This window comes from uncultured Modestobacter sp., from assembly GCF_947486615.1.
In the GTDB taxonomy this organism is placed as follows: domain Bacteria; phylum Actinomycetota; class Actinomycetes; order Mycobacteriales; family Geodermatophilaceae; genus Modestobacter.
This window is the reverse complement of record NZ_CANKUD010000002.1, coordinates 394,061-420,205: the sequence shown is the minus strand read 5'-3', so window position 1 is coordinate 420,205 and position 26,145 is coordinate 394,061. Positions and strand designations below refer to the sequence as shown.

Annotated in this window: 34 protein-coding genes and 1 pseudogene; 32 read left to right on the top strand and 3 right to left on the bottom strand. The window is 69.5% G+C overall.

Annotated elements, in window-relative coordinates:
• Positions 1 to 5 precede the first annotated feature (5 nt).
• The gene (locus tag Q1A09_RS05315; protein WP_299952424.1) at positions 6 to 3,905 is read left to right on the top strand and encodes a DNA-directed RNA polymerase subunit beta'; all 3,900 of its coding nucleotides are present in this window, start codon (positions 6 to 8) and stop codon (positions 3,903 to 3,905) included.
• Positions 3,906 to 4,115: 210 nt separating this feature from the next.
• On the opposite strand, the gene Q1A09_RS05310 is transcribed toward Q1A09_RS05315, so the two are convergent.
• From Q1A09_RS05310 to Q1A09_RS05300, 3 genes are all read right to left on the bottom strand, one after another.
• The gene (locus Q1A09_RS05310) at positions 4,116 to 5,153 is read right to left on the bottom strand and encodes an LLM class F420-dependent oxidoreductase (protein WP_299952423.1); all 1,038 of its coding nucleotides are present in this window, start codon (positions 5,151 to 5,153) and stop codon (positions 4,116 to 4,118) included.
• Between the two features lie 67 nt (positions 5,154 to 5,220).
• On the bottom strand, positions 5,221 to 5,436 hold the full coding sequence (locus Q1A09_RS05305; RefSeq protein ID WP_299952422.1) for a hypothetical protein: 216 nt from the start codon (positions 5,434 to 5,436) through the stop codon (positions 5,221 to 5,223).
• A gap of 105 nt (positions 5,437 to 5,541) precedes the next feature.
• Complete coding sequence (locus tag Q1A09_RS05300; protein WP_299952421.1) at positions 5,542 to 6,522, bottom strand: hypothetical protein; 981 nt, start codon at positions 6,520 to 6,522, stop codon at positions 5,542 to 5,544.
• A 628-nt stretch (positions 6,523 to 7,150) separates the two neighbouring features.
• Between Q1A09_RS05300 and rpsL the strand changes: the two genes are divergently transcribed.
• From rpsL to rpsM, 31 genes and pseudogenes are all read left to right on the top strand, one after another.
• Positions 7,151 to 7,525, top strand: a complete 375-nt coding sequence (gene rpsL, locus Q1A09_RS05295) for a 30S ribosomal protein S12 (protein WP_299952420.1) — start codon at positions 7,151 to 7,153, stop codon at positions 7,523 to 7,525.
• Positions 7,525 to 7,995, top strand: coding sequence for a 30S ribosomal protein S7 (gene rpsG / locus Q1A09_RS05290; RefSeq protein ID WP_269159155.1), 471 nt, complete (start codon positions 7,525 to 7,527; stop codon positions 7,993 to 7,995). Before rpsL ends, rpsG begins: the two co-directional genes overlap by 1 nt.
• 87 nt (positions 7,996 to 8,082) lie before the next feature.
• A complete protein-coding gene (gene fusA / locus Q1A09_RS05285) occupies positions 8,083 to 10,182 on the top strand; it encodes an elongation factor G (protein ID WP_299952419.1) in 2,100 nt (699 codons plus the stop codon).
• A 90-nt stretch (positions 10,183 to 10,272) separates the two neighbouring features.
• Positions 10,273 to 11,466, top strand: coding sequence for an elongation factor Tu (tuf, locus tag Q1A09_RS05280; RefSeq protein WP_299952418.1), 1,194 nt, complete (start codon positions 10,273 to 10,275; stop codon positions 11,464 to 11,466).
• Positions 11,467 to 11,586: 120 nt separating this feature from the next.
• Positions 11,587 to 11,892, top strand: coding sequence for a 30S ribosomal protein S10 (gene rpsJ, locus Q1A09_RS05275; RefSeq protein ID WP_012950483.1), 306 nt, complete (start codon positions 11,587 to 11,589; stop codon positions 11,890 to 11,892).
• A 15-nt stretch (positions 11,893 to 11,907) separates the two neighbouring features.
• A complete protein-coding gene (gene rplC, locus Q1A09_RS05270) occupies positions 11,908 to 12,573 on the top strand; it encodes a 50S ribosomal protein L3 (protein WP_299952417.1) in 666 nt (221 codons plus the stop codon).
• Positions 12,570 to 13,553: a 50S ribosomal protein L4 gene (gene rplD, locus Q1A09_RS05265; protein WP_299952416.1), complete on the top strand. Its 984-nt coding sequence runs from the start codon at positions 12,570 to 12,572 to the stop codon at positions 13,551 to 13,553. The genes rplC and rplD overlap by 4 nt, the downstream gene beginning before the upstream one ends.
• Positions 13,550 to 13,852, top strand: coding sequence for a 50S ribosomal protein L23 (gene rplW / locus Q1A09_RS05260; protein WP_014742856.1), 303 nt, complete (start codon positions 13,550 to 13,552; stop codon positions 13,850 to 13,852). Before rplD ends, rplW begins: the two co-directional genes overlap by 4 nt.
• Before the next feature lie 42 nt (positions 13,853 to 13,894).
• The gene (rplB, locus tag Q1A09_RS05255) at positions 13,895 to 14,728 is read left to right on the top strand and encodes a 50S ribosomal protein L2 (RefSeq protein ID WP_222194241.1); all 834 of its coding nucleotides are present in this window, start codon (positions 13,895 to 13,897) and stop codon (positions 14,726 to 14,728) included.
• Positions 14,729 to 14,751: 23 nt separating this feature from the next.
• Positions 14,752 to 15,033 carry a 30S ribosomal protein S19 gene (gene rpsS / locus Q1A09_RS05250; RefSeq protein WP_036334275.1) on the top strand — a complete coding sequence of 94 codons (282 nt, stop codon included), beginning with the start codon at positions 14,752 to 14,754 and terminating at the stop codon, positions 15,031 to 15,033.
• Between the two features lie 22 nt (positions 15,034 to 15,055).
• A pseudogene (gene rplV, locus Q1A09_RS05245) lies at positions 15,056 to 15,409 on the top strand (50S ribosomal protein L22); the annotation flags it as partial.
• 110 nt (positions 15,410 to 15,519) lie between these two features.
• Entirely contained in the window at positions 15,520 to 16,449 is a 930-nt protein-coding gene (gene rpsC / locus Q1A09_RS05240) for a 30S ribosomal protein S3 (RefSeq protein WP_299952415.1), read from the top strand.
• Positions 16,450 to 16,452: 3 nt separating this feature from the next.
• On the top strand, positions 16,453 to 16,869 hold the full coding sequence (gene rplP / locus Q1A09_RS05235; RefSeq protein WP_222194238.1) for a 50S ribosomal protein L16: 417 nt from the start codon (positions 16,453 to 16,455) through the stop codon (positions 16,867 to 16,869).
• The gene (gene rpmC, locus Q1A09_RS05230) at positions 16,869 to 17,102 is read left to right on the top strand and encodes a 50S ribosomal protein L29 (RefSeq protein WP_014742850.1); all 234 of its coding nucleotides are present in this window, start codon (positions 16,869 to 16,871) and stop codon (positions 17,100 to 17,102) included. The genes rplP and rpmC overlap by 1 nt, the downstream gene beginning before the upstream one ends.
• Positions 17,099 to 17,398 (top strand): 30S ribosomal protein S17, encoded by a 300-nt coding sequence (gene rpsQ / locus Q1A09_RS05225; protein ID WP_299952414.1) that lies wholly within the window; start codon positions 17,099 to 17,101, stop codon positions 17,396 to 17,398. Before rpmC ends, rpsQ begins: the two co-directional genes overlap by 4 nt.
• Before the next feature lie 202 nt (positions 17,399 to 17,600).
• A complete protein-coding gene (gene rplN / locus Q1A09_RS05220; RefSeq protein WP_026844850.1) occupies positions 17,601 to 17,969 on the top strand; it encodes a 50S ribosomal protein L14 in 369 nt (122 codons plus the stop codon).
• Between the two features lie 35 nt (positions 17,970 to 18,004).
• Entirely contained in the window at positions 18,005 to 18,319 is a 315-nt protein-coding gene (gene rplX / locus Q1A09_RS05215; protein WP_299952602.1) for a 50S ribosomal protein L24, read from the top strand.
• A 5-nt stretch (positions 18,320 to 18,324) separates the two neighbouring features.
• Positions 18,325 to 18,909, top strand: coding sequence for a 50S ribosomal protein L5 (rplE, locus tag Q1A09_RS05210; RefSeq protein WP_299952413.1), 585 nt, complete (start codon positions 18,325 to 18,327; stop codon positions 18,907 to 18,909).
• A 34-nt stretch (positions 18,910 to 18,943) separates the two neighbouring features.
• Positions 18,944 to 19,129, top strand: coding sequence for a type Z 30S ribosomal protein S14 (locus Q1A09_RS05205; RefSeq protein WP_299952412.1), 186 nt, complete (start codon positions 18,944 to 18,946; stop codon positions 19,127 to 19,129).
• 176 nt (positions 19,130 to 19,305) lie between these two features.
• Entirely contained in the window at positions 19,306 to 19,716 is a 411-nt protein-coding gene (gene rpsH, locus Q1A09_RS05200; protein ID WP_166754925.1) for a 30S ribosomal protein S8, read from the top strand.
• Between the two features lie 15 nt (positions 19,717 to 19,731).
• Complete coding sequence (rplF, locus tag Q1A09_RS05195) at positions 19,732 to 20,271, top strand: 50S ribosomal protein L6 (RefSeq protein ID WP_299952411.1); 540 nt, start codon at positions 19,732 to 19,734, stop codon at positions 20,269 to 20,271.
• Positions 20,271 to 20,687 (top strand): 50S ribosomal protein L18, encoded by a 417-nt coding sequence (gene rplR / locus Q1A09_RS05190; protein WP_299952410.1) that lies wholly within the window; start codon positions 20,271 to 20,273, stop codon positions 20,685 to 20,687. The genes rplF and rplR overlap by 1 nt, the downstream gene beginning before the upstream one ends.
• 37 nt (positions 20,688 to 20,724) lie before the next feature.
• Positions 20,725 to 21,366, top strand: a complete 642-nt coding sequence (rpsE, locus tag Q1A09_RS05185; protein ID WP_299952409.1) for a 30S ribosomal protein S5 — start codon at positions 20,725 to 20,727, stop codon at positions 21,364 to 21,366.
• Position 21,367: 1 nt separating this feature from the next.
• A complete protein-coding gene (gene rpmD / locus Q1A09_RS05180; protein WP_164699904.1) occupies positions 21,368 to 21,550 on the top strand; it encodes a 50S ribosomal protein L30 in 183 nt (60 codons plus the stop codon).
• A 13-nt stretch (positions 21,551 to 21,563) separates the two neighbouring features.
• A complete protein-coding gene (rplO, locus tag Q1A09_RS05175) occupies positions 21,564 to 22,007 on the top strand; it encodes a 50S ribosomal protein L15 (RefSeq protein ID WP_222194230.1) in 444 nt (147 codons plus the stop codon).
• Between the two features lie 198 nt (positions 22,008 to 22,205).
• On the top strand, positions 22,206 to 23,516 hold the full coding sequence (secY, locus tag Q1A09_RS05170) for a preprotein translocase subunit SecY (protein WP_222194229.1): 1,311 nt from the start codon (positions 22,206 to 22,208) through the stop codon (positions 23,514 to 23,516).
• Positions 23,516 to 24,148: an adenylate kinase gene (locus Q1A09_RS05165; RefSeq protein ID WP_299952408.1), complete on the top strand. Its 633-nt coding sequence runs from the start codon at positions 23,516 to 23,518 to the stop codon at positions 24,146 to 24,148. The genes secY and Q1A09_RS05165 overlap by 1 nt, the downstream gene beginning before the upstream one ends.
• Before the next feature lie 73 nt (positions 24,149 to 24,221).
• Positions 24,222 to 25,025 (top strand): type I methionyl aminopeptidase, encoded by an 804-nt coding sequence (map, locus tag Q1A09_RS05160; protein ID WP_299952407.1) that lies wholly within the window; start codon positions 24,222 to 24,224, stop codon positions 25,023 to 25,025.
• Positions 25,026 to 25,303: 278 nt separating this feature from the next.
• Positions 25,304 to 25,525, top strand: coding sequence for a translation initiation factor IF-1 (gene infA, locus Q1A09_RS05155; RefSeq protein WP_012950459.1), 222 nt, complete (start codon positions 25,304 to 25,306; stop codon positions 25,523 to 25,525).
• Between the two features lie 70 nt (positions 25,526 to 25,595).
• Positions 25,596 to 25,709 carry a 50S ribosomal protein L36 gene (gene rpmJ, locus Q1A09_RS05150; RefSeq protein ID WP_014742835.1) on the top strand — a complete coding sequence of 38 codons (114 nt, stop codon included), beginning with the start codon at positions 25,596 to 25,598 and terminating at the stop codon, positions 25,707 to 25,709.
• A 14-nt stretch (positions 25,710 to 25,723) separates the two neighbouring features.
• Positions 25,724 to 26,098 (top strand): 30S ribosomal protein S13, encoded by a 375-nt coding sequence (rpsM, locus tag Q1A09_RS05145; protein WP_036334299.1) that lies wholly within the window; start codon positions 25,724 to 25,726, stop codon positions 26,096 to 26,098.
• The last annotated feature ends 47 nt before the right edge of the window (positions 26,099 to 26,145 follow it).

The window sequence follows — 26,145 nt, the reverse complement described above, 5'->3', positions numbered from 1 at the left end:
ATCGAGTGCTCGACGTCAACTTCTTCGACGAACTGCGCATCGGTCTGGCCAGCGGTGACGACATCCGCCAGTGGTCACACGGCGAGGTGAAGAAGCCCGAGACCATCAACTACCGCACCCTCCGCCCGGAGAAGGACGGTCTGTTCTGCGAGAAGATCTTCGGTCCCACGCGGGACTGGGAGTGCTACTGCGGGAAGTACAAGCGCGTCCGCTTCAAGGGCATCATCTGCGAGCGCTGCGGCGTCGAGGTCACTCGCGCCAAGGTGCGTCGTGAGCGGATGGGCCACATCGAGCTGGCCGCGCCGGTCACCCACATCTGGTTCTTCAAGGGCGTCCCCTCGCGCCTGGGCTACCTGCTCGACCTGGCGCCCAAGGACCTCGAGAAGATCATCTACTTCGCCGCCTACATGATCACCTCGGTCGACGAGGAGGCGCGGCACCGCGACCTGCCGACCGTCGAGGCCGAGATCAGCGCGGAGAAGCACAACCTGGAGACCCGCCGCGACGCCGACGTGGAGGCCCGCCAGCAGAAGCTGGAGGCCGACCTCGCCGAGCTCGAGGCCGAGGGTGCCAAGTCCGACGTGCGACGCAAGGTGCGCGAGGGCGGCGAGCGCGAGATGCGCCAGCTGCGCGACCGGGCCCAGCGGGAGATCGACCGTCTCGAAGAGGTGATGGACACCTTCCGCAAGCTCGAGGTCAAGCAGCTCATCGCCGACGAGGGCCTCTACCGCGAGCTGCGCGACCGCTTCGGTGAGTACTTCGAGGGCGGCATGGGCGCCGCGGCACTGCAGAAGCTGCTCGCCGGCTTCGACCTCGACGCCGAGGCCGTCTCGCTGCGCGAGACCATCCGCAGCGGCAAGGGCCAGCGCAAGCTGCGGGCCCTCAAGCGGCTGAAGGTCGTCGCGGCGTTCCAGCAGACCCAGAACTCGCCCATGGGCATGGTGCTGGACTGCGTCCCGGTCATCCCGCCGGACCTGCGCCCGATGGTGCAGCTCGACGGTGGCCGCTTCGCCACCAGCGACATGAACGACCTGTACCGCCGGGTGATCAACCGGAACAACCGGCTGAAGCGACTGCTCGACCTGGGCGCGCCGGAGATCATCGTCAACAACGAGAAGCGGATGCTCCAGGAGTCCGTGGACGCGCTGTTCGACAACGGTCGTCGCGGCCGTCCGGTCACCGGTCCGGGCAACCGCCCGCTGAAGTCCTTGAGCGACCTGCTCAAGGGCAAGCAGGGCCGGTTCCGGCAGAACCTGCTGGGCAAGCGCGTCGACTACTCCGGCCGTTCGGTCATCGTCGTCGGCCCGCAGCTGAAGCTGCACCAGTGCGGTCTGCCCAAGCAGATGGCGCTGGAGCTGTTCAAGCCCTTCGTGATGAAGCGGCTGGTCGACCTCAACCACGCGCAGAACATCAAGTCCGCCAAGCGGATGGTGGAGCGCGCGCGGCCGGTCGTCTGGGACGTGCTCGAGGAGGTCATCACCGAGCACCCGGTGCTGCTGAACCGTGCACCGACCCTGCACCGTCTGGGCATCCAGGCCTTCGAGCCCCAGCTGGTCGAGGGCAAGGCCATCCAGATCCACCCGCTGGTCTGCACCGCGTTCAACGCGGACTTCGACGGTGACCAGATGGCGGTGCACCTGCCGCTGTCGGCCGAGGCCCAGGCCGAGGCCCGCATCCTGATGCTGTCCAGCAACAACATCCTGAGCCCGGCCGACGGTCGCCCGATCACCGCGCCGACCCAGGACATGGTGCTGGGCCTGTACCACCTGACCAGCCTCAGCTCGGTCGACCACCCGGCCGAGGGGGAGCTGCCCAAGTCCTACTCGACCACGTCCGAGGCCGTCATGGCCTACGACAAGGGCGCGCTCGGGCTGCAGGAGCGGGTGCTCATCCGCCTCGACGAGGTCTACGGCGTCGACAGCGGACCGAACGACCCGTGGGAGGCACCGGAGGGCTGGGAGCCCGGTCAGCCGGCCGTCGTCTCCACCAGCCTGGGCCGGGTCCTGTTCAACGAGGCCCTGCCGGAGGACTACCGGTTCGTCAACTACCAGGTGCCGAAGAAGGCGCTGGGCGCGATCGTCAACGACCTCGCCGAGCGCTACCCCAAGGTGCAGGTGGCGGCGACCCTGGACGCCCTCAAGGCGGCCGGCTTCCGCTGGGCGACCCGTTCCGGCGTGACGATCGCGATCGACGACGTCGTCACCCCGCCGGTGAAGCAGGCGATCCTGGACCGCCACGAGGACGAGGCCCGCAAGATCGAGCGCCAGTACGAGCGCGGCGTCATCACCGACGCCGAGCGTCGCTCGGAGCTCATCGAGATCTGGACCCGCGCGCGGGCCGAGGTCAGCCAGGCGATGGTCGACAACTTCCCGACCACCAACCCGGTGTGGGTCATGGTCAACTCGGGCGCTCGCGGCAACATGATGCAGATCAGCCAGATCGCCGGCATGCGTGGCCTGGTGGCCAACCCGAAGGGCGAGATCATCCCGCGGCCGATCAAGGCCAACTTCCGGGAGGGTCTGTCCGTGCTGGAGTACTTCATCTCCACGCACGGCGCCCGCAAGGGCCTGGCGGACACCGCGCTGCGGACCGCCGACTCCGGGTACCTCACCCGCCGGCTGGTCGACGTCTCGCAGGACGTCATCATCCGCGAGGAGGACTGCGGCACCGAGCGTGGCGTGCTCATGCCGATCGGCACCGTCTCCGACGGCGTCGTGACGCGGGACGCCCACGTGGAGACCAGCGTGTACGCCCGTGCACTGGCCGCCGACGTGGTCGCCGCCGACGGCACGCAGATCGCCCCGGCCGGTGCCGACCTGGGTGACGTGCTCATCGCCCAGCTGGTCGACGCGGGCATCGCCGAGGTCAAGGTCCGCTGCGTGCTCACCTGTGAGTCGCTGCTGGGCACCTGCGCCACCTGCTACGGCCGGTCGCTCGCGACCGGCAAGCTGGTGGACGTCGGCGAGGCGGTCGGCATCATCGCCGCCCAGTCGATCGGTGAGCCCGGTACGCAGCTGACGATGCGCACCTTCCACACCGGTGGTGTCGCGGGTGAGGACATCACCCACGGTCTGCCGCGTGTGGTGGAGCTCTTCGAGGCCCGCGTCCCCAAGGGCAAGGCCCCGATCGCCGAGCTGGCCGGCACCGTCCGGATCGAGGACAGCGAGCAGTTCCGCAAGCTCACCATCACCCCGGACGACGGCTCCGACGAGGTCGTCTACGACAAGCTGTCGCGTCGTTCGCGGCTGCGGGTCGAGGACGGCGGCCACGTCGAGGTCGGCGAGCAGCTGACCGAGGGTGCGGTCGACCCGCACGAGGTGCTGCGGATCATGGGCCCGCGCGAGGTGCAGCTGCACCTGGTCCGCGAGGTCCAGGAGGTCTACCGCAGCCAGGGTGTGTCGATCCACGACAAGCACATCGAGGTGATCATCCGGCAGATGCTGAAGCGGGTGACCATCATCGACTCGGGTGCGACGGAGTTCCTGCCCGGAGCGCTGGTCGAGCGGACGCTGTTCGAGACCGAGAACCGCCGGGTCGTCGCCGAGGGCGGCGAGCCTGCCTCGGCCCGTCCGGTGCTGATGGGGATCACCAAGGCGTCGCTGGCGACGGAGTCGTGGCTGTCGGCCGCCTCCTTCCAGGAGACGACCAAGGTGCTCACCGACGCCGCGATCCAGGGCAAGAGCGACAGCCTGCTCGGGCTCAAGGAGAACGTGATCATCGGGAAGCTGATCCCGGCCGGTACCGGCATCAGCCGCTACCGGAACATCACGGTCGAGCCCACCGAGGAGGCCCGCGCCGCGGTGTACACCATGGCCGGCTACGACGACGGGCAGTACTACAGCCCGGACGTCTTCGGTCAGGGGTCGGGCGAGGCAGTCCGGCTCGAGGAGTACGACTGGCGCTGACGCGCTGAGTGAGTGACAGAAGGGCCCCGCACGCTGATGGCGTGCGGGGCCCTTCTGCGTCCCGGGCATCACGTGACGCAACCAGCAGGGGACATCGGGGTGGCGCCCCCGTCGACCAGAGCCCGGGCCGCCTGCTCGCCCGGGCCCGGGCGCCGGGAAGGAGAAGCAGGCGCGGCACGAGGCCAGGGCGCGGTGCGGCCCGCAGTCCCGTCAGCAGAGCCGGCGCATCGTCTCAACGGTGCGCAGCCGGCCCTCCCGGCTGTCGTCCAGGGGCTGCAGGTTGATCGTGGTGACGCCCGCCTCGGCGAAGGCGGCGATCCGCTCGGCGACGTAGGACTCCGGCCCGATCAGCGAGGTGGCGCGCACCAGGTCCTCCGGCACCGCGGCCGCCGCCTCGTCCTTGCGCCCGGCCAGGTACAGGTCCTGGATCGTCTCGGCCTCTGCCTCGTACCCGTACCGGCGGGCCAGGTCGTTGTAGAAGTTCTTGCCCTTGGCGCCCATGCCGCCGACGTACAGCGCGATCCCCGGCCGCACCGCCTGCACCAGGTGGTCGACGTCCTCGCCGACGGCGACCGGGACGCCGACCACCACGTCCAGTTCACCCAGGGCCGGGTCGCGCTTGGCCTTCCCGGCCTCGAGCGAGGCGCCCCAGACATCGGCCGCCCGCTCGGGGTGAAAGAAGATCGGCTCCCACTTCTCCGCGATCTCCGCGGCCAGCTCGACGTTCTTCGGGCCCAGCGCGGCCAGCAGCACCGGGATCCGCTCCCGCACCGGGGTGTTGATCAGCTTCAGCGGCTTGCCCAGTCCGGTGCCCTGCTCGGCCGGCAGCGGCACGGTGTACTTCTTGCCCTCGTGCACGAGGCGCTCCCGCCGCCACACCTGCCGGCAGATCTCCACGACCTCCCGGGTGCGCTGGAGCGGGGCGTCGTAGGGGAGGCCGTGCCAGCCCTCGACCACCTGCGGCCCGGAGGCGCCGAGGCCCAGGGTGAACCGTCCGTCGGAGACGAAGTCCAGGCCGGCCGCGGTCATCGCGGTCAGCGCCGGCGTGCGGCTGTAGATGGGCAGGATCCCGCTCATCAGCTCGACCCGGTCGGTGACCGCCGCCAGGTAGCCGAGCTGGCTCACCGCGTCGAAGGTGTAGACCTCCGCGCACATCGCGACGTCGAGCCCAGCGGACTCCAGGTCGCGGATCTCTGCCGCGGTCTGCTTGAAGTCCCCGGCGTAGCTTGCCTGGATACCGATGCGCACGCGTCCTCCTCGGCCATCGCGGCACCCTCGTCGGCGCCGCTCCCGGGGACCGTAACGGCCCGGCGGCTCACTGCGGTCGGATGGTGCCGATCACGTGGGTGACGACGCGGACGCCGTCCACGTCGTGCGGCACCCGTCCACCGGCGCCGGCCTCGGTCAGGTCGACCCGGACGACGTACTCGGCGTCCTGCCGGGCCAGGCCGACGCCGGCGACCCCTGGGTCGGCGGCGAAGCGCGAGGCCAGCGCGCTCTTGGCAGCGCGGGCGGTGGCACGGTCGGTCATGGCACCCATGGTGCCCCCGCCGGGGCCGCCTGCCCAGGCATGTGGTCGCCGCGCACCTCGTCCTGGGGTCAGGCCGGCCCGGCTCCTCCATCGGCCGAGGGGGCTTCAGCCGGCGAACCACTCCACCCCGAGCTCACGGAGGACCGTGGCCAGCGGGTTGGCGAACGTGACACCGCCCCCGGCGCTGCCACCCACGGTGGAGCCGGCGAAGAGGAGGCCCAGCGGGGCCCGGTCGCTGCTGCGCCAGATCACCGAGCCGCTGTCCCCACCGGCGCTGAAGGCGCCGGTGAGCCCCTCGACCTCCACCTGGTCGTCGAAGGTGTGCACCCCGTCGTCGTACTGCACGCCGACCCCGTCGACCTCGACGGCGGTGATCCGGCCCCGGGTGTGACCGGTCGTGCGGCCGACCTTCTCCACCAGCTCGTCGGGGTCCACCGCATCGGCTGCCGCGACCAGCGACGCCAGGCGGCCGCCGGGGTAACCGCCCGGGTCAGCGAGGATCCCCGGGTCGAGCGTGGCGACGGCGGCGTCCACGAGGTTGCCCGGCTCGCGGGAGAACCGGACGAACGAAGCCAGCCGGCCGATCCGGTCGCTGGCCCTGCCGCCGTCGGCGATGCCCGGCTGGAGGACGTCGTCCCCCTCGGCCGCCGCGTCGCTGTTGGCCAGCACGTGGTTGTTGGAGAGCACGAGCAGCCCCTGACTGCCGGGGCGTCGGACGAAACCGCCCAGGGTGCCCGCGGTGACGTCCGGGTGGCTGACCGAGAGGCCGGGTCGCAGCGGCCGGGTACGCCGCTGGAGCTCGTCGGGAGTGGGGGAGGAGAGCGGGCGGACCGGGCCGATCACCCGGACGTCGACCTCCTCCCGGGCTCCCGCGTCCAGGCCGGCGAGCACCACGTCCGCGTCGGCCTGTGACACCAGCCGGATCGCCAGGTGGACCTGATCGGGAGCCACCGGGCGCAGACCCAGGGCCACCCCGCTCCAGGGGCGGGCGCCCTCCACCGCGCGGGCCGTCGCCCCGCTGAGCGGTGCCTCGCTGAGCCGCTGCGACAGCCGGGCCTTGAGTTCACGAGCGGAGTCGGGGAGCACGGCGTACCTCCGGAGGTCGGGCGGCCCAGGGTGGACAGCTCTTCGTGAGCGGTGCGCCACTGACCGTAGGGTGGGGGTGGGACAGAAGCGATGCGAGCCGGCGACGCGACCGCCGTCGCGGTCCGCGACCCGTTCCGGTCCGGTCCGGTACCTTGCGGTGCGAGCGGTGACCGCCGGACACGCCTGTGGCAGGCGCAGGGAATGACGTCCGCGGACCGGCGGTTGCTGATGAGCAGACCGGCTGGTCCGGTGCTCGGGACCACATGTCGACCCGGCTTTGACCGGGTCGAGAGGGCCGGGTACTGTGGTCAGCTGTGCCCAGGGTGACTGGGCCTTGCTCCGATACTGGTGCACCTGCGTGTCCATCGGTCCTCGCGGACCGGCGGGACATCGGGGGCCACGCTCGTCTCAGACGAGGACCATCTCGCGATGGTGTGGCCGGCGCCGGACACGGGGCGACGAGTCCGGGAAGGTAAACTGACCGGTTCTCGCGAAGGGCGACACGCCCGAGCGCGGGGGTCGGAGGGTGGGCCACGACCAGACTCGGCACGGCCGGGCGACCGGGCACACCACAGCACGCACCACATCCACAGCACGACCCAGCGCAGGCAGGAGATCCAGGCCACCCATGCCCACGATCCAGCAGCTGGTCCGCAAGGGCCGCGAGGACAAGGTCGAGAAGACCAAGACCCCGGCGTTGAAGGGTTCCCCTCAGCGCCGCGGCGTGTGCACGCGCGTCTACACGACGACGCCGAAGAAGCCGAACTCGGCGCTGCGCAAGGTCGCTCGCGTCCGCCTCACCAGTGGCATCGAGGTGACGGCCTACATCCCGGGCGTCGGCCACAACCTGCAGGAGCACTCGATGGTGCTCGTGCGCGGCGGCCGTGTGAAGGACCTCCCCGGCGTCCGCTACAAGATCATCCGTGGCTCGCTGGACACCCAGGGTGTCCGCGGTCGCAAGCAGGCTCGCAGCCGGTACGGCGCGAAGAAGGAGAAGAGCTAATGCCGCGCAAGGGCCCCGCCCCGAAGCGTCCCCTCGTCGCCGACCCGGTGTACCAGTCGCAGCTGGTCACCCAGCTGGTGAACAAGGTGCTCGTCGACGGCAAGCGCTCGATCGCCGAGGCGATCGTCTACGGCGCCCTCGAGGGCGTCCGCGCCAAGAACGACACCGACCCGGTCGTCACGCTCAAGCGGGCGCTGGACAACGTGAAGCCGGCCCTCGAGGTCCGCAGCCGCCGCGTCGGTGGCGCGACCTACCAGGTCCCGATCGAGGTCCGCCCGTCGCGCAGCACGACCCTCGGCCTGCGCTGGCTCATCCAGTACAGCCGGGCCCGTCGCGAGAAGACGATGACCGAGCGCCTCATGAACGAGCTGCTGGACGCCAGCAACGGTCTCGGTGCCGCGGTCAAGCGTCGCGAGGACACGCACAAGATGGCCGAGTCGAACAAGGCCTTCGCGCACTACCGCTGGTGACGCCAGTCCATCAGCAGCCGCTGCCCGCGGTGGACCCGGGCGACCCCCGGGCACCGCGCACGGACGAGAACGAAGAGGAGTAAGGGAATGGCCCAGAACGAGGCCCAACTCGCCAAGACCCGCAACATCGGGATCATGGCGCACATCGACGCCGGCAAGACGACGACGACCGAGCGGATCCTCTTCTACACCGGTATCAACTACAAGATCGGTGAAGTCCACGACGGCGCGGCCACGATGGACTGGATGGAGCAGGAGCAGGAGCGGGGCATCACCATCACGTCCGCTGCGACCAAGTGCTCCTGGGCGGGCCACGACATCAACATCATCGACACCCCGGGTCACGTCGACTTCACCGTCGAGGTCGAGCGGTCGCTGCGGGTGCTCGACGGTGCGGTCGCCGTCTACGACGGTGTCGCCGGCGTGGAGCCGCAGACCGAGCAGGTCTGGCGCCAGGCGGAGAAGTACAGCGTCCCGCGCATGTGCTTCGTGAACAAGCTCGACCGCACCGGCGCCGACTTCTTCCGCTGCGTCGACATGATGATCGAGCGGCTCAACGCCAACGCGCTGGTGCTGCAGCTGCCGATCGGTGCCGAGGCCGACTTCATCGGCGTCGTCGACCTGGTCCAGATGAAGGCGCTGACCTGGCGCGGTGAGACCAAGATGGGCGAGGACTACGCCGTCGAGGACATCCCCGCCGAGCTGGCCGACCAGGCCGCGGAGTACCGCGAGAAGCTCCTCGAGAACATCGCGGACTTCGACGACTCGCTGATGGAGGACTACCTCGCCGGCGAGGAGATCGCTGTCGACCGGCTCAAGGCGGCCATCCGGAAGGCCACCATCGCCGGCCAGGTGAACCCGGTCCTGACCGGTACGGCCTTCAAGAACAAGGGCGTGCAGCCCCTGCTCGACGCTGTGGTCGACTACCTGCCCAGCCCGCTGGACGTCGAGGCCATCGTCGGTACCGCGCTCGACGGCGAGACCGAGGTCCTGCGGCACGCCGACGAGAACGAGCCCTTCTCCGCGCTGGCGTTCAAGATCCAGACGGATCAGCACCTCGGCAAGCTGACCTACATCCGGGTCTACTCCGGCAAGCTCGACGCGGGTTCCCCGGTGCTGAACAGCACCAAGGACCGCAAGGAGCGGGTCGGCAAGATCTACCAGATGCACGCCAACAAGCGCGAAGAGCGTCAGGGCGTGGGCGCGGGCGAGATCGTCGCCGTCAACGGCATGAAGCAGACCACCACGGGTGACACCCTCTGCGACCCGCAGAAGCCGGTCATCCTGGAGTCGATGACCTTCCCGGCGCCGGTCATCTCGGTCGCCATCGAGCCGAAGACGAAGAGCGACCAGGAGAAGCTGGGCACGGCCATCCAGAAGCTGGCCGAGGAGGACCCGACGTTCCAGGTCCGCCTCGACGAGGAGACCGGTCAGACGGTCATCTCCGGCATGGGTGAGCTGCACCTGGAGATCCTGGTCGACCGCATGCGGCGTGAGTTCAACGTCGAGGCCAACGTCGGCAAGCCGCAGGTGGCCTACCGCGAGACGATCCGCAAGGCCGTCGAGCGCTACGACTACACGCACAAGAAGCAGACGGGTGGCTCCGGCCAGTTCGCGAAGGTGCAGATCGCCCTCGAGCCGCTGGAGATGAGCGGCGACTCGGCGACCTACGAGTTCGAGAACAAGGTCACCGGTGGCCGCATCCCGCGGGAGTACATCCCGTCGGTCGACGCCGGCATGCAGGACGCCATGCAGTACGGCATCCTCGCCGGCTACCCCATGGTCGGCGTCAAGGCGTCGCTCCTGGACGGCCAGTACCACGAGGTCGACTCCTCGGAGATGGCCTTCAAGATCGCTGGATCGATTGCCTTCAAGGAGGCCGCCCGCAAGGCCAGCCCGGCCCTGCTGGAGCCCATGATGGCGGTCGAGGTCGTCACCCCGGAAGAGAACATGGGCGACGTCATCGGCGACCTGAACTCCCGCCGCGGGACCATCCAGGCGATGGAGGAGCGCTCCGGCGCTCGCGTCGTCCGGGCCCTGGTGCCGCTGTCGGAGATGTTCGGCTACGTGGGCGACCTGCGCAGCCGCACCCAGGGGCGGGCGAGCTACACCATGGTGTTCGACACCTACGCCGAGGTCCCGGCCAACGTCGCCAAGGAGATCATCGCCAAGGCGACCGGCGAGTAACCGGACGGCGGTGCACCCGCCGGCCACCGCGAGCGTGAGCTCGCACCCCAGACACGCGAACGACTGCGAAGAATCGACGAGAGGAACCCAGTGGCCAAGGCCAAGTTCGAGCGGAACAAGCCGCACGTCAACATCGGCACCATCGGGCACATCGACCACGGCAAGACGACGCTGACCGCGGCGATCACCAAGGTCCTGCACGACAAGTACCCGAACCTCAACGAGGCGTCTGCGTTCGACCAGATCGACAAGGCGCCCGAGGAGAAGGCTCGTGGGATCACGATCTCGATCGCCCACGTCGAGTACCAGACCGAGAACCGGCACTACGCGCACGTCGACTGCCCCGGGCACGCCGACTACATCAAGAACATGATCACTGGTGCGGCGCAGATGGACGGCGCGATCCTGGTGGTCGCGGCGACCGACGGCCCCATGCCGCAGACCAAGGAGCACGTCCTCCTGGCCCGCCAGGTGGGTGTCCCCTACATCGTCGTGGCGCTGAACAAGGCCGACATGGTCGACGACGAGGAGATCCTCGAGCTCGTCGAGCTGGAGGTCCGTGAGCTGCTGTCCGAGTACGAGTTCCCGGGCGACGACGTCCCCGTGGTCCGCGTCTCGGCGCTGAAGGCCCTCGAGGGCGACGCCGAGTGGGGCGACAAGCTCATGGAGCTCATGAACGCCGTCGACTCGGCGATCCCCGAGCCCGAGCGTGAGATCGACAAGCCGTTCCTCATGCCCGTTGAGGACGTCTTCACCATCACCGGTCGCGGCACCGTCGTCACCGGTCGCGTGGAGCGCGGCATCGTCAAGGTCTCCGAGGAGATCGAGATCGTCGGCATCCGCCCGACGTCGTCCAAGACGACCGTCACCGGTGTCGAGATGTTCCGCAAGCTGCTCGACCAGGGCCAGGCCGGTGACAACGTCGGTCTGCTGCTGCGCGGCATCAAGCGCGAGGACGTCGAGCGCGGCCAGGTCGTCGTGAAGCCGGGGTCCATCACCCCGCACACGAACTTCGAGGGCTCGGTCTACATCCTCTCGAAGGACGAGGGCGGCCGTCACACGCCGTTCTTCAACAACTACCGGCCCCAGTTCTACTTCCGCACCACGGACGTCACCGGCGTCGTCACGCTGCCCGCTGGCACCGAGATGGTCATGCCGGGCGACAACACCGAGATGTCGGTGGAGCTGATCCAGCCCATCGCCATGGAGGAGGGCCTCCGGTTCGCCATCCGTGAGGGTGGCCGCACCGTCGGCGCCGGCCGGGTCGTCAAGATCAACAAGTGACACCCTGACGGGCGGCGGCCGTTCAACGACCGCCGCCCGTCAGCCGGGTCGGGAGACCGACCCAGGGTCAACAGACCCACCTGAACCTTCACAACCGATCGGCAGGAGCGAAGACAACCGATGGCGGGACAGAAGATCCGCATCCGGCTGAAGGCCTACGACCACGAGGCGATCGATGCCTCGGCGCGGCGCATCGTCGAGACGGTGACGAAGACCGGAGCGCGCGTCGTCGGCCCCGTGCCGCTGCCGACGGAGAAGAACGTCTACTGCGTCATCCGCTCGCCGCACAAGTACAAGGACTCGCGCGAGCACTTCGAGATGCGCACGCACAAGCGGCTCATCGACATCCTCGACCCGACGCCGAAGACGGTCGACGCGCTCATGCGCATCGACCTGCCGGCCTCGGTCGACGTCAACATCCAGTAAGGGCTGTTTCCAGACATGGCGAGCACATTCCGTGGTCTCCTCGGCGAGAAGCTGGGGATGACCCAGGTCTTCGACGAGAACAACCGCATCGTGCCGGTGACCGTCGTCAAGGCGGGCCCGTGCGTGGTCACCCAGGTCCGCACCCCGGAGAAGGACGGCTACTCGGCCGTCCAGCTCGGGTTCGGCGCGATCGACCCCCGCAAGGTGAACAAGCCCGAAGGTGGGCACTTCGCCAAGGCGGGCGTCACGCCCCGGCGGCACGTGGTCGAGCTGCGCACCGAGGACGCCGGCGACTACACCGTCGGTCAGGAGGTGACCGCTGAGGTCTTCTCCGGCGTCGCCAAGGTCGACGTCATCGGCACCAGCAAGGGCAAGGGCACTGCCGGTGTCATGAAGCGTCACGGCTTCAAGGGCCTCGGCGCCGGACACGGCACCCACCGCAAGCACCGCGCCCCCGGCTCGATCGGTGGGGCCTCCACCCCCGGTCGCGTCTTCAAGGGTGTGCGCATGGCCGGGCGCATGGGCGCGGTCACCACGACCACGCTCTCGCTGAAGGTCCACCAGGTCGACACCGAGAACGGCCTGGTCCTGATCAAGGGCGCCGTCCCCGGACCGCGCGGCGGGCTCCTGCTCGTCCGGTCCGCGGTCAAGGGCGGCCCCGTGGGGAGTGACGCGAAGTGACCGAGTCCACCGCAACCCGGACCGACCGTCAGGTCGACGTCCGGACGCCGGCGGGGGAGACCTCCGGCAGCGTGACGCTGCCCGGTGAGCTCTTCGACGCCCCGGCCAACGTCTCGCTGCTGCACCAGGTCGTCGTGGCCCAGCTGGCCGCGGCCCGCCAGGGCACGCACTCCACCAAGACCCGCGCCGAGGTCAGCGGTACCGGTGCCAAGCCCTACCGCCAGAAGGGCACCGGCCGCGCCCGCCAGGGCTCGCTGCGCTCGCCGCAGTTCGCCGGCGGTGGCATCTCGCACGGCCCCAAGCCGCGCAACTACGAGCAGAAGACCCCGAAGAAGATGAAGGCCGCCGCCCTGCGCGGTGCCCTCTCCGACCGGGCCCGCGAGGGCCGGGTGCACGTGGTCTCCGCCTTCGTCGACGGCGACGCGCCCTCGACCAAGGCCGCGCTCAAGGTGCTGGACACTGTCAGCTCCGCGAAGCGGGTCCTGGTCGTGCTCGACCGGGATGACGTCCTCAACTGGGTCAGCCTGCGCAACGTGCCGCGGGTGCACCTGATCGAGGCCGGCCAGCTGAACACCTACGACGTCCTCGTCGCGGACGAGGTGGTCTTCACCGAGACCGCGCTGGCCGAGTACGTCGCCGGCCCCGGTGCCACCGGTCGCGGCCGGGCCAGCTCCGCCGAGCTGCCCGACCTGACCACGCCGAACGTCCCGGGCGCCATCCCCTCCATGGAGGGTCAGGGCACCACGGACCTCGACCTGGGCGTCGCCCCGGTCGACCCGGCGCCGGTCAAGAAGGCGACGAAGAAGGCCGCGGCCAAGAAGGCTGTTCCGAAGGCGTCGGCCGAGGACGCCGCCCCGGCGACCGCGGCCGAGGCCGCCACCGCCCCGGCCGAGCAGGCCGAGGCAGCCAACGCCGGTGTCGACGCGACCGCGCCCACCGAGGACGGCACCACCGACGCGAGCACCGAGGAGAAGGCATGAGCGTCCGCGACCCCCGGGACGTCCTGCTGTCCCCGGTCATCTCGGAGAAGAGCTACGGGCTCCTCGACGAGAACAAGTACACGTTCATCGTGCGTCCCGACGCCAACAAGACCCAGATCAAGATCGCTGTGCAGCAGGTCTTCAACGTGAAGGTCCTCGCCGTCAACACGATCAACCGTCAGGGGAAGAGGAAGCGCTCGAAGGGCGCTGTGATGGGCAAGCGCAAGGACACCAAGCGCGCCATCGTCTCCGTGGCCCCCGGCGACCGCATCGAGCTCTTCGGGGGCCCGGGCGCCTGACGGCCCCGGACCACCGATCGGACCAGAGGACTCTGAGGAACCATGGCCATCCGTAAGTACAAGCCGACGACGCCGGGCCGCCGCGGCTCGTCCGTCGCCGACTTCGCCGAGGTCACCCGCGACCACCCCGAGAAGTCGCTGGTCCGGCCGCTGCACGGTCGCGGCGGGCGCAACGTCCACGGCCGGGTCACCGCCCGGCACCAGGGCGGCGGGCACAAGCGCGCCTACCGGCTGATCGACTTCCGCCGGGCGGACAAGGACGGCGTGCCGGCGAAGGTCGCGCACATCGAGTACGACCCGAACCGCACCTCGCGCATCGCGCTGCTGCACTTCGCCGACGGGGAGAAGCGGTACATCATCGCCCCGGCGAAGCTGAAGCAGGGCGACCTCGTCGAGTGCGGCCCTGCGGCCGACATCAAGCCGGGCAACAACCTGCCGCTGCGCAACATCCCGGTCGGCACGGTCATCCACGCCATCGAGCTCCGGCCCGGTGGCGGGGCGAAGATCGCCCGTTCGGCCGGCACCAGCGTCCAGCTGGTCGCCCGTGAGGGCCGGTTCGCGCAGCTGCGCATGCCCTCCGGCGAGATCCGCAACGTCGACGTCCGCTGCCGCGCCACCATCGGTGAGGTGGGCAACGCCGAGCAGTCGAACATCAACTGGGGCAAGGCCGGCCGCATGCGGTGGAAGGGCAAGCGCCCCACCGTCCGCGGTGTCGCGATGAACCCGGTCGACCACCCGCACGGTGGTGGTGAGGGCAAGACCTCCGGTGGCCGGCACCCGGTCAACCCGAAGGGCAAGCCGGAGGGCCGGACGCGCAAGCGCAAGGCCAGTGATGCCCTGATCGTGCGCCGCCGGCGCACCAACAAGAAGCGCTGAGCGGGTAGAGGAGTCCGACAGACATGCCACGCAGCCTGAAGAAGGGCCCGTTCGTCGACGACCACCTGCTCGCCAAGGTGGACGTCCAGAACGACAAGGGCACCAAGAACGTCATCCGCACCTGGTCGCGGCGCTCGACGATCATCCCCGACATGCTCGGGCACACGATCGCCGTGCACGACGGCCGCAAGCACGTCCCGGTGTTCGTCACCGAGGCGATGGTCGGGCACAAGCTCGGCGAGTTCGCGCCCACGCGCACCTTCCGTGGGCACGTCAAGGACGACCGTCGCTCGCGGCGCGGCTGACCAGGTAGAGAGAAGACATCACATGACCTCCCAGTTGGGACAGGAGACGCCGGTCGCCCGGGCCACGGCCCGGTTCGTCAGCGTCACCCCCATGAAGGCACGCCGGGTGGTGGACCTGATCCGCTACCTGCCCACCGACGAGGCCCTGGCCCTGCTGCGCTACGCGCCGCAGACCGCCAGTGAGCCGGTGGCCAAGGTCGTCGCCAGCGCCGTCGCCAACGCCGAGCACAACCTGCAGCTCGACCCGGCTGCGCTCGTCGTCAGCGCCGCGTTCGTCGACGAGGGCCCCACGCTCAAGCGGATCCGTCCGCGTGCGCAGGGCCGCGCCTTCCGCATCAACAAGCGGACCAGCCACATCACCGTCGAGGTGACCGAGGTGAGCTCGTCCGCCGAGCTCGCGCAGCGTTCCCGCAAGGCACGTCGGGACACGGGCCAGTCCGGCCCGGCGACCCAGCAGAAGAGCAACACGAGGGGAGGGACCCGCTAGTGGGTCAGAAGGTCAACCCGCACGGGTTCCGGCTCGGCATCACCACCGACTACAAGTCCCGGTGGTACGCGGACAAGCTGTACGCCGACTACGTCAAGGAAGACGTGGCCATCCGCAAGCTCATGGGCAAGGGCATGGAGCGCGCCGGCATCTCGAAGGTTGAGATCGAGCGCACCCGTGACCGCGTCCGCGTGGACATCCACACCGCCCGGCCGGGGATCGTCATCGGCCGTCGTGGTGCGGAGGCCGACCGCATCCGCGGTGAGCTCGAGAAGCTCACCGGCAAGCAGGTGCAGCTGAACATCCTCGAGGTCAAGAACCCCGAGTCCGATGCGCAGCTGGTCGCCCAGGGTGTCGCCGAGCAGCTGTCCAGCCGGGTCAGCTTCCGCCGTGCCATGCGCAAGGCCATGCAGTCCGCGCAGCGCAGCCCGCAGGTCAAGGGCATCCGGGTGCAGTGCTCCGGGCGTCTGGGCGGCACCGAGATGAGCCGTTCGGAGTTCTACCGCGAGGGTCGTGTGCCGCTGCACACGCTGCGGGCGAACATCGACTACGGCATCTACGAGGCCCGGACCACCTTCGGCCGGATCGGCGTCAAGGTCTGGATCTACAAGGGCGACGCCAGCGGTTCGCGGGCCGAGCGGGAGGCCCTCGAGGCCCTCGCCCAGCGCCAGCAGCGCCGCGAGCGGGCCCAGCGTCCGCAGCGCCGGTCGGGTTCCTCCGGCACCACCGCCGGGGGCACCGAGGCCGGCCGCGCCGCGGCCGAGACCCCGACGGGCCCGGCCACCACCGAGCAGCCCGCCGAGGCACCGGCCGACGTCGTCGCCGTCACCTCCGGCGAGGCCGCTCCCGCACAGAGCGTCGGCGAGGCCGCCGGCGCCGAGGGCACCGCGGCCGCGCAGGCCGCCGGTGCCGAGAACACGGAGGGCTGAGACGTGCTCATCCCACGTCGCGTCAAGCACCGCAAGCAGCACCACCCGGATCGTTCCGGGCGGGCCAAGGGCGGTACCGCGATCAACTTCGGTGAGTACGCCATCCAGGCCCTCGAGCCGGCGTACGTGACGAACCGGCAGATCGAGTCCGCTCGTATCGCCATGACCCGCCACATCAAGCGTGGCGGCAAGGTGTGGATCTCGATCTACCCGGACCGTCCGCTCACCAAGAAGCCCGCCGAGACCCGCATGGGTTCCGGCAAGGGCTCGCCCGAGTGGTGGGTCGCCAACGTCAAGCCCGGCCGGATCATGTTCGAGCTGTCGGGTGTCGCCGAGCCGGTGGCCCGTGAGGCCATGCGTCGCGCCATCCACAAGCTGCCCATGAAGTGCCGCTTCATCACTCGCGAAGGAGAGGTGTGATGGCCGCCGGTCTCACTGCGCCTGAGCTGCGCGAGCTGTCCGCCGACGAGCTGGCCACCCGGCTGCGCGAGTCGCGCGAAGAGCTGTTCAACCTGCGGTTCCAGGTGGCCACCGGCCAGCTGGACAACAACCGGCGACTGCAGACCGTCCGCCGCGACATCGCCCGGATCTACACGATCATGCGCGAGCGCGAGCTGGGTCTCTCGGTCGCCCCGAACGAGGGTGTGGCATGAGCGAGAGCGAGCAGTCGCAGGCCGCCAGCGGTCCTGGTCTCGCCGGGCGTGGCTACCGCAAGGTCCGTGAGGGCCTGGTCGTCAGCGACAAGATGGACAAGACCATCGTCGTCGAGGTCGAGGACCGCGTGAAGCACGGCCTGTACGGCAAGGTCCTGCGCCGTACGAGCAAGCTGAAGGCGCACGACGACGGAAACACCGCCGGCATCGGCGACCGGGTCCAGATCATGGAGACCCGGCCGACCTCGGCCACCAAGCGCTGGCGCCTGGTGACCATCGTCGAGCGGGCCAAGTAAGTCACTCGGCAGCCGGCCTCTCGAGGCCGGTGGGCAGGGAGTACTCTGGACGACTGGCGCGCCCCCCGGGTGCGCGCCGCATCCCGGTACCCGTGCACGGACGCACCGGCGGCACACGCTGCCGGTGCGTCCGCACGTGGGTGCCGGACAGCCGGTTCACCGATCCGGTCCGGCTGTCGCCACTGAGATTCAGGAGCAGGAAGTGATCCAGCAGGAGTCGCGGCTCAGGGTCGCCGACAACACCGGGGCCAAGGAGATCTTGTGCATCCGTGTGCTCGGCGGTTCCGGGCGCCGCTACGCGGGCATCGGTGACGTCATCGTCGCCACCGTCAAGGACGCGCTGCCCGGCGCCGGCGTCAAGAAGGGCGACGTCGTCAAGGCCGTCATCGTCCGCACGGTGAAGGAGCGTCGGCGTCCCGACGGCTCCTACATCCGCTTCGACGAGAACGCCGCGGTCATCATCCGCGACAGCGGCGACCCGCGCGGTACCCGCATCTTCGGCCCGGTGGGCCGCGAGCTGCGTGACAAGCGCTTCATGCGGATCATCTCGCTCGCTCCGGAGGTGTTGTGATCATGGCTCAGCCGACGAGCGGGAAGACCCCGTCGATGAAGGTCAAGAAGGGCGACTCGGTCGTCGTCCTGTCCGGCAAGGACAAGGGAGCCAAGGGCCGCGTCATCGCCGCCTTCCCGAAGACCCAGAAGGTCCTGGTCGAGGGCATCGGCCGGGTCAAGAAGCACACCCGGATCAGCACCACGCAGCGTGGTGCCCAGTCGGGCGGGATCGTCACGCAGGAGGCCGCCGTCCACGTGAGCAACGTGATGGTCATCGACTCCGAGGACAAGCCGACCCGGGTCGGCTACCGCAAGGACGAGGAAGGCCGCAACATCCGGGTTTCGCGGCGCACCGGTAAGGACCTCTGATCACCATGAGCGCACCCACCCGTGAGCTGCCCCGGATGCTGGCCCGGTACCGCGAGGAGATCGCGCCCGCCCTGCAGTCCGAGTTCGGCTACCCCAACGTCATGCAGATCCCCGGTCTGGTCAAGATCGTGGTCAACATGGGCGTCGGCGAGGCCACCCGTGACGCCAAGCTGATGGACGGCGCGGTCCGTGACCTCACCGCCATCACCGGCCAGAAGCCGGCCGTCGTGAAGGCCCGCAAGTCCATCGCGCAGTTCAAGCTGCGCGAGGGCATGCCGATCGGCGCCAAGGTCACCCTCCGGAACGACCGCATGTGGGAGTTCCTGGACCGGCTGCTTTCGCTGGCCCTGCCCCGCATCCGCGACTTCCGCGGCCTGAACCCGAAGCAGTTCGACGGCCACGGCAACTACACGTTCGGACTGAACGAGCAGTCGATGTTCCGCGAGATCGACGTCGACAAGATCGACCGTCCGCGGGGCATGGACATCACCCTGGTGACCACCGCCACCACCGACGAGGAGGGCCGCGAGCTGCTCACGCTGCTCGGCTTCCCGTTCGCCGGCCAGACCGTCGTCAACGCGACCCGCTGACGCGGTCTGCGTAGAAGGACCAGGAGACACTCAGATGGCCAAGAAGGCTCTCGTCAACAAGGCGGCCCGCACCCCGAAGTTCAAGGTGCGCGGCTACACCCGTTGCCAGCGGTGCGGTCGCCCGCACGCCGTGTTCCGCAAGTTCGGCCTGTGCCGGATCTGCCTGCGCGAGATGGCGCACGCCGGGGAGCTCCCGGGCGTGAGCAAGTCCAGCTGGTGAAGGACCCGCTCCACCCCGTCGCGAGCGATCGCGGCGGGGCCCGGAGCGGGGCAGTTCGTCAGTGACACCGACCAACCGGTCACCCAGATGAGCACCACCGATCGCCGACAGGCCCAGCGCCAAGTCTCCGGGACCCAGCGCACGAGGAACCGCGGCGAGAGAGGCACGACGCACCCATGACGATGACCGACCCGATCGCGGACATGCTCACGCGCATCCGCAACGCCAACCAGGCGTACCACGACGCCGCGGCCATGCCGTCGTCGAAGCTGAAGACGAAGGTCGCGGAGATCCTCCAGCAGGAGGGCTACATCGGCGGCTGGACCGTCAACGACGTCGAGGTGGACGGCCACGTGCGCAAGGAGCTCGTGGTCTCCCTCAAGTACGGCCCCAACCGCGAGCGCAGCATCGCCGGTGTCCGTCGGGTGTCGAAGCCCGGCCTGCGTGTCTACGCGAAGTCGACCGCCCTGCCCAAGGTCCTGGGCGGCCTCGGGGTGGCGATCATCTCCACCTCCACCGGGCTGCTGACCGACAAGCAGGCGAACAAGAAGGGCGTGGGTGGGGAAGTCCTCGCCTACGTCTGGTAAGAGGAGCGAGCAGACATGTCACGGATCGGACGACTCCCGATTCCGGTGCCGAGCGGGGTTGACGTCGCCATCGACGGGCGAACGGTCAACGTCTCGGGGCCGAAGGGGAAGCTGAGCCACACGGTGGCCGCTCCCATCACCGTCGAGCGCGGTGAGGACGGGACGCTGCTGGTGCAGCGCCCCAACGACGAGCGCGAGAGCCGGGCCCTGCACGGCCTGTCCCGGACGCTGATCGCCAACATGATCACCGGTGTCACCCAGGGGTACGACAAGACCCTGGAGATCGTCGGTGTCGGTTACCGCGTGCAGGCCCGCGGCTCGGACCTCGAGTTCGCGCTCGGCTTCAGCCACCCGGTGCTGGTGAAGGCCCCCGAGGGGATCTCCTTCACCGTCGAGGCCCCCACCCGGCTGCGGGTGAGCGGGATCGACAAGCAGCAGGTCGGCGAGGTCTCCGCCAAGATCCGCAAGATCCGTCGCCCGGACCCGTACAAGGGCAAGGGCGTGCGGTACCAGGGCGAGGTCGTCAAGCGCAAGGTCGGGAAGACGGGCAAGTGATGGCACAGGCAGCCAAGACCGAGAAGGGTGTCCGGGTGCACAAGCCCGTCGGCACCGACGTCAGCACTGCGCGCCGCGTCTCGCGGCTGCGCCGTCACAACCGCCTGCGCAAGCGGGTGGGTGGCACGCCGGAGCGCCCGCGCCTGGTCGTCAAGCGCAGCTCCCGGCACATCCACGTCCAGGTCGTCGACGACACGGTGGGCCGTACCCTGGCCAGTGCGTCGACCATGGACGCCAGCTTGAAGGGCGTCGAGGGCGACAAGTCCGCTCTCGCCCGTCAGGTCGGTGCCCTGGTCGCGGAGCGTGCCAAGGCCGCCGGGATCGCGGCCGTCGTCTTCGACCGGGGTGGCAACCGGTACGCCGGGCGCATCGCCGCCCTGGCGGACGGCGCCCGTGAAGGCGGGCTGGACTTCTGATGAGCACCATCACTGAGCAGATCGAGAGGGACGTCTGATGCCAGGACCACAGCGACGCGGCGGTGGCGCCGGCGGGACGGGTGGCCCCGGCGGTGCCGGCGGCGGCAACGACCGTCGTGACCGCCGCGACGGCGGCCGCGGCCCCGGTGGCGGTGCCGCCGAGAAGAGCCAGTTCATCGAGCGCGTGGTGGCCATCAACCGCGTGTCGAAGGTCGTCAAGGGTGGTCGGCGCTTCAGCTTCACCGCGCTGGTCATCGTCGGCGACGGCAACGGCACCGTGGGTGTCGGCTACGGCAAGGCCAAGGAGGTGCCGGCGGCGATCGCCAAGGGCGTCGAGGAGGCCAAGAAGCACTTCTACAAGGTGCCTCGCATCGCCAGCACCATCCCGCACCCGGTGCAGGGTGAGGCGGCTGCCGGTGTCGTGCTGCTGAAGCCGGCCAGCCCGGGTACCGGTGTCATCGCCGGTGGTCCGGTGCGCGCCGTCCTGGAGTGCGCCGGCATCCACGACATCCTGTCCAAGAGCCTCGGGTCCTCGAACCCGATCAACATCGTCCACGCGACCATGCAGGCGCTGAAGGACCTCGTCCGCCCCGAGGAGATCGCGGCTCGCCGCGGCCTGCCCCTGGAGGACGTCGCCCCGGCCGCCATGCTGCGTGCGCGGGCCGGTCAGGGGGTCTGAGATGGCTCAGCTGAAGGTCACCCAGGTCAAGTCGGCCATCGGCACCAAGCCGAACCAGCGTCAGACGCTGCGTTCGCTGGGGCTCAAGCGGATCAACGACTCGGTCGTCCAGGAGGACCGTCCCGAGATCCGCGGGATGGTCGCGACGGTGCCGCACCTGGTCGCCGTCGAAGAGATCGTCTGAGCAGGGGAACACAATGACTCTCAAGGTCCACCACCTGCGTCCGGCCCCCGGCGCCCACACCAAGAAGACCCGTGTCGGTCGTGGTGAGGGCTCCAAGGGCAAGACCGCCGGTCGCGGCACCAAGGGCTCCGGCGCCCGCGTGCAGGTCTCTGCCCGCTTCGAGGGCGGTCAGACCCCGCTGCACATGCGGCTGCCGAAGCTCTCGGGCTTCAAGAACAACAACAAGGTCGTCTTCCAGGTCGTGAACCTGGACCGGATCGCCTCTCTGTTCCCGCAGGGCGGCGCGATCGACCCGGACACGCTGGCCGACGCCGGCGCGATCCGGCGCGGTCAGCCGGTCAAGGTCCTCGGTACCGGCGAGCTCGGTGGGGTCTCGGTGAACGTGCGTGCGCACGCCTTCTCCAAGTCCGCCGAGGAGAAGATCGGCGCTGCCGGGGGCAGCACCACCCAGATCTGACCGCTGACGACCCCCGGGGTGCGCACCCGATCAGGGTGACCGCGCCCCGGGGGTCGTCTGCTGTCGGGGCGTCTCGCCGCGGTCCCGACAGGCTCGTCCAGGACGCCGAACGGCCACCGCAGCGCACCAGCGCGACGGGGGTGGGCGGAGACCTGACCCACCGTTGATAACCTCACACGACCGACTCGGGGAGGGCACGTGCTGCAGGCGTTCGCCGCGGCGTTCCGGACGCCAGATCTCCGGCGCAAGCTGCTGTTCTCCCTGGCGCTCATCGCCGTGTACCGGCTGGGTGCCAGCGTGCCGGGGCCGGGCGTCTCGATCGAGGCGATCAACAGCTGTCTGGACCAGGCCCAGGCGTCCGACCAGCGCGACGTCTACTCGCTGGTCAACCTCTTCTCCGGTGGGGCGCTGCTGCGGCTCTCGGTCTTCGCGCTCGGCATCATGCCGTACATCACCGCGAGCATCATCGTGCAGCTGCTGGTCGTGGTCATCCCGCGCTTCGAGCAGCTGAAGAAGGAAGGGCAGTCGGGCCAGCAGAAGCTGACCCAGTACACCCGCTACCTGACGATCGCGCTCGCCGTGCTGCAGAGCACCGGGATCATCGCGCTGGCCCGCAGTGGGCAGCTGTTCCCGAACTGCCAGCAGGACATCATCCCGTCGGACTCCGTCTGGACCACCGTCGTCCTGGTGGTCACGCTGACCGCGGGCACGGCCGTGATCATGTGGCTCGGCGAGCTGCTGACCGAGAAGGGGATCGGCAACGGCATGTCCGTGCTGATCTTCACCTCGATCGCGGCGCGCATCCCGGCCGAGGGCGGGTCCATCCTGCAGACCCGGGGCGCCGTCGTGTTCACGGTCGTCTGCATCTTCGCGCTGGTGGTCATCGCCTCGGTCGTCTACGTCGAACAGGCACAGCGCCGCATCCCGGTCCAGTACGCCAAGCGCATGGTGGGCCGGCGGATGTACGGCGGCACCTCGACGTACCTGCCGTTGAAGGTGAACCAGGCCGGCGTCATCCCTGTGATCTTCGCGTCGTCGCTGCTGTACCTCCCGCAGCTGATCAGCCAGCTGCAGAGCGACTCGACCGGCCCGGTGCGACGGTTCTTCGAGAACTACGTGATCAACCAGAGCAGCCCGGTCCACATCGCCATCTACTTCGCGCTGATCATGTTCTTCACGTACTTCTACGTGTCGATCACGTTCAACCCGGAGGAGCGGGCCGACGACATGAAGCGCTACGGCGGCTTCATCCCTGGCATTCGGCCCGGTCGGCCCACCGCCGAGTACCTGCAGTACGTGCTGTCGCGGATCACCCTCCCCGGCTCGATCTACCTCGGGCTGGTGGCGGTGCTGCCCAACCTGTTCCTCTCCATCACGCAGGAGGGGCAGAACCAGAACTTCCCGTTCGGCGGGACCGCGGTGCTGATCATGGTGGGAGTTGGCTTGGAGACGGTGAAGCAGATCGAGACGCAGCTGAACCAGCGCAGCTACGAAGGGTTCCTGCGGTAGTGCGCGTCGTGCTGCTGGGCCCGCCGGGAGCCGGCAAGGGAACCCAGGCTCAGATCATCGCCGGCCGGCTCGGCGTCCCTGCCATCTCGACCGGGGAGATCTTCCGAGCCAACGTCGGGGGACAGACCGAGCTCGGTACGAAGGCCAAGGTCTACATGGACGCTGGTGACCTCGTCCCCGACGAGCTCACCGTCGCCATGGTGTCCGACCGTCTCGCCGAGCCCGACGCCAAGGCCGGCTTCCTGCTGGACGGCTTCCCGCGGACCATCGCCCAGGCCGAGCAGCTGCGTGACTCCCTCGCCGAGATGGGGCATGCACTCGACCGGTGCCTGGAGCTCGTGGTCGACGAGGACGAGCTGGTCCGTCGGCTCTCCGGTCGTCGCATGCTCGTCGACGGCGAGTGGGTGCAGCGGGACGACGACAAGCCCGAGACGGTGCGGCACCGCCTCGAGGTCTACCGGGAACAGACGGCGCCGCTGTCCGGTTTCTACGCCGAGGCCGGCCTGCTGAGCCAGATCGACGCGATCGGTGAGATCGACGAGGTCACGGGGCGAGCCTTGGAGGCGCTCGGCGCGCAGGACGCGCTGGACGACGAGCCGGGCGACGGCGCGACCGAGGACCGAGACCGATAGGTCTGCGGTGCACGGCGACCGCAGTGCCGCGCTCCTCGCCCGACTGCCCCTGTTGGCGAAGTGGAGTGGACGCATGATCCAGATCAAGACCGCACACGAGGTCGAGTTGATGCGGGCCTCCGGTCTCGTCACCGCCGGCGCGCTCAGGGCGGTCAAGGCCGCCGTGGCGCCGGGTGTGACGACCGGTGAGCTCGATGCCATCGCCGAGGACCACATCCGGTCACACGGCGCCGTGCCCAACTTCCTCGGTTACCACGGGTTCACCGGCACCATCTGTGCGTCGATCAACGACGAGGTCGTGCACGGCATCCCGGACCCCGACCGGGTGCTGGCCGAGGGCGACAACATCTCGATCGACTGCGGGGCGATCCTGCAGGGCTGGCACAGCGACTCGGCCATCACGGTCACGGTCGGCACGGCCAGCCCGGAGGACGCCGCGCTGTTGGAGGTCACCGAGCGGTCGATGTGGGCAGGGCTGGCCAGGGCGATCGCCGGCGGCCGGCTGACCGACATCAGCCACGCGGTCGAGGAGTCGATCACCGCGCACGAGCACCCCTACGGGATCGTCGACCACTACGGCGGTCACGGCATCGGCACAGAGATGCACCAGGACCCGCACGTGCTCAACTACGGGCGGCCCGGTCGTGGGCCGAAGCTGGTGCCGGGCCTCGTGCTGGCGATCGAGCCGATGGTGACCATCGGCGACCCGGCCACCGTCGAGCTCGAGGACGGCTGGACCGTGGTCACCAAGGACCACTCGCGGGCCGCGCACTTCGAGCACTCCGTGGCCATCACTCCCGAGGGTCCCTGGGTGCTCACCGCCGAGGACGGCGGTCTCGCGGGGCTGGCGCCCTTCGGCGTCACCGCCCGGTCCTGACGCGCGCGGATCAGCGCCGGGGCCAGCGGCCGGGCCGCGGGCTCGCCGCGGGGGGATGGTCACCGTCACCCAAGGCCGGGTTGGAGTCCTGGTGCCACGGGGAGTACAGTGACCGATGGCGTTCGCGCCGTCCGTCGTCGTGCTGTGGCCGTACGCCGACAGACGCCCTCAGCGAGAACGTGCGCACCAGCGTCATCCAGCAGTACAAATCCGCACCACCGCCCTGTCGCACCGGCATGGGCGCATGCACGTCGATCGAACGAGGAGGCCGTGTAGGCGTGGCAAAGAAGGACGGGGCCATCGAGGTCGAGGGTCGCGTCGTCGAGCCGCTGCCCAACGCGATGTTCCGGGTCGAACTGCAGAACGGGCACCGAGTGCTCGCCCACATCAGCGGCAAGATGCGGCAGCACTACATCCGCATCCTGCCCGAGGACCGCGTCGTCGTGGAGCTGTCGCCCTACGACCTCACGCGCGGCCGCATCGTCTACCGCTACAAGTGACCCCTGCCGGTCCGGCGTCCCTACGGATGCCGGGCGCCGGCCACGAACTACAGGAATGAGGGCGGCACCGGTGAAGGTCCAGCCGTCGGTGAAGAAGATCTGCGACAAGTGCAAGGTGATCCGCCGGCACGGCCGGGTCATGGTCATCTGCGAGAACGCCCGGCACAAGCAGCGCCAGGGCTGAGGGAGTACCTGACAATGGCACGACTTGCTGGCGTCGACCTTCCCCGCGAGAAGCGGATGGAGATCGCGCTCACCTACATCTACGGGATCGGGCCGACCTCGGCCAAGGCCACCTTGGCCGCGACGGGCGTCAGCCCGGACCTGCGGGCCAAGGACCTGACCGACGAGGACCTGCTCAAGCTGCGCGACTACATCGACGAGCACTTCCGCGTCGAGGGTGACCTGCGCCGCGAGGTGGCTGCCGACATCCGCCGCAAGGTGGAGATCGGTTGCTACCAGGGTCTGCGGCACCGCCGCGGCCTGCCGGTGCACGGACAGCGCACCAAGACGAACGCGCGCTCGAGCAAGGGCCCGCGCAAGACCATCGCGGGCAAGAAGAAGGCTCGCTGATCTCAGCACGTCGGCGCACCGTCGCGGGTCCGTAGGGCCGGACCGGT

Bases quoted from the DNA above. Each gene is read 5' to 3' on its own strand.
- rplW (WP_014742856.1), top strand. From the start codon at position 13,550: ATGAGCGTCCGCGACCCCCGGGACGTCCTGCTGTCCCCGGTCATCTCG.
- map (WP_299952407.1), top strand. From the start codon at position 24,222: ATGATCCAGATCAAGACCGCACACGAGGTCGAGTTGATGCGGGCCTCC.
- rpsH (WP_166754925.1), top strand. From the start codon at position 19,306: ATGACGATGACCGACCCGATCGCGGACATGCTCACGCGCATCCGCAAC.
- rpsS (WP_036334275.1), top strand. From the start codon at position 14,752: ATGCCACGCAGCCTGAAGAAGGGCCCGTTCGTCGACGACCACCTGCTC.
- Q1A09_RS05305 (WP_299952422.1), bottom strand. From the start codon at position 5,436: ATGACCGACCGTGCCACCGCCCGCGCTGCCAAGAGCGCGCTGGCCTCG.
- rpsE (WP_299952409.1), top strand. From the start codon at position 20,725: ATGCCAGGACCACAGCGACGCGGCGGTGGCGCCGGCGGGACGGGTGGC.
- fusA (WP_299952419.1), top strand. From the start codon at position 8,083: ATGGCCCAGAACGAGGCCCAACTCGCCAAGACCCGCAACATCGGGATC.
- rpsG (WP_269159155.1), top strand. From the start codon at position 7,525: ATGCCGCGCAAGGGCCCCGCCCCGAAGCGTCCCCTCGTCGCCGACCCG.
- rplR (WP_299952410.1), top strand. From the start codon at position 20,271: ATGGCACAGGCAGCCAAGACCGAGAAGGGTGTCCGGGTGCACAAGCCC.
- rpsL (WP_299952420.1), top strand. From the start codon at position 7,151: ATGCCCACGATCCAGCAGCTGGTCCGCAAGGGCCGCGAGGACAAGGTC.
- rplF (WP_299952411.1), top strand. From the start codon at position 19,732: ATGTCACGGATCGGACGACTCCCGATTCCGGTGCCGAGCGGGGTTGAC.
- rpmD (WP_164699904.1), top strand. From the start codon at position 21,368: ATGGCTCAGCTGAAGGTCACCCAGGTCAAGTCGGCCATCGGCACCAAG.
- rpsQ (WP_299952414.1), top strand. From the start codon at position 17,099: ATGAGCGAGAGCGAGCAGTCGCAGGCCGCCAGCGGTCCTGGTCTCGCC.
- rplC (WP_299952417.1), top strand. From the start codon at position 11,908: ATGGCGAGCACATTCCGTGGTCTCCTCGGCGAGAAGCTGGGGATGACC.
- rpsM (WP_036334299.1), top strand. From the start codon at position 25,724: ATGGCACGACTTGCTGGCGTCGACCTTCCCCGCGAGAAGCGGATGGAG.
- rplX (WP_299952602.1), top strand. From the start codon at position 18,005: ATGAAGGTCAAGAAGGGCGACTCGGTCGTCGTCCTGTCCGGCAAGGAC.
- rplB (WP_222194241.1), top strand. From the start codon at position 13,895: ATGGCCATCCGTAAGTACAAGCCGACGACGCCGGGCCGCCGCGGCTCG.
- rplE (WP_299952413.1), top strand. From the start codon at position 18,325: ATGAGCGCACCCACCCGTGAGCTGCCCCGGATGCTGGCCCGGTACCGC.
- rpsJ (WP_012950483.1), top strand. From the start codon at position 11,587: ATGGCGGGACAGAAGATCCGCATCCGGCTGAAGGCCTACGACCACGAG.
- Q1A09_RS05205 (WP_299952412.1), top strand. From the start codon at position 18,944: ATGGCCAAGAAGGCTCTCGTCAACAAGGCGGCCCGCACCCCGAAGTTC.
- rplO (WP_222194230.1), top strand. From the start codon at position 21,564: ATGACTCTCAAGGTCCACCACCTGCGTCCGGCCCCCGGCGCCCACACC.
- rpmC (WP_014742850.1), top strand. From the start codon at position 16,869: ATGGCCGCCGGTCTCACTGCGCCTGAGCTGCGCGAGCTGTCCGCCGAC.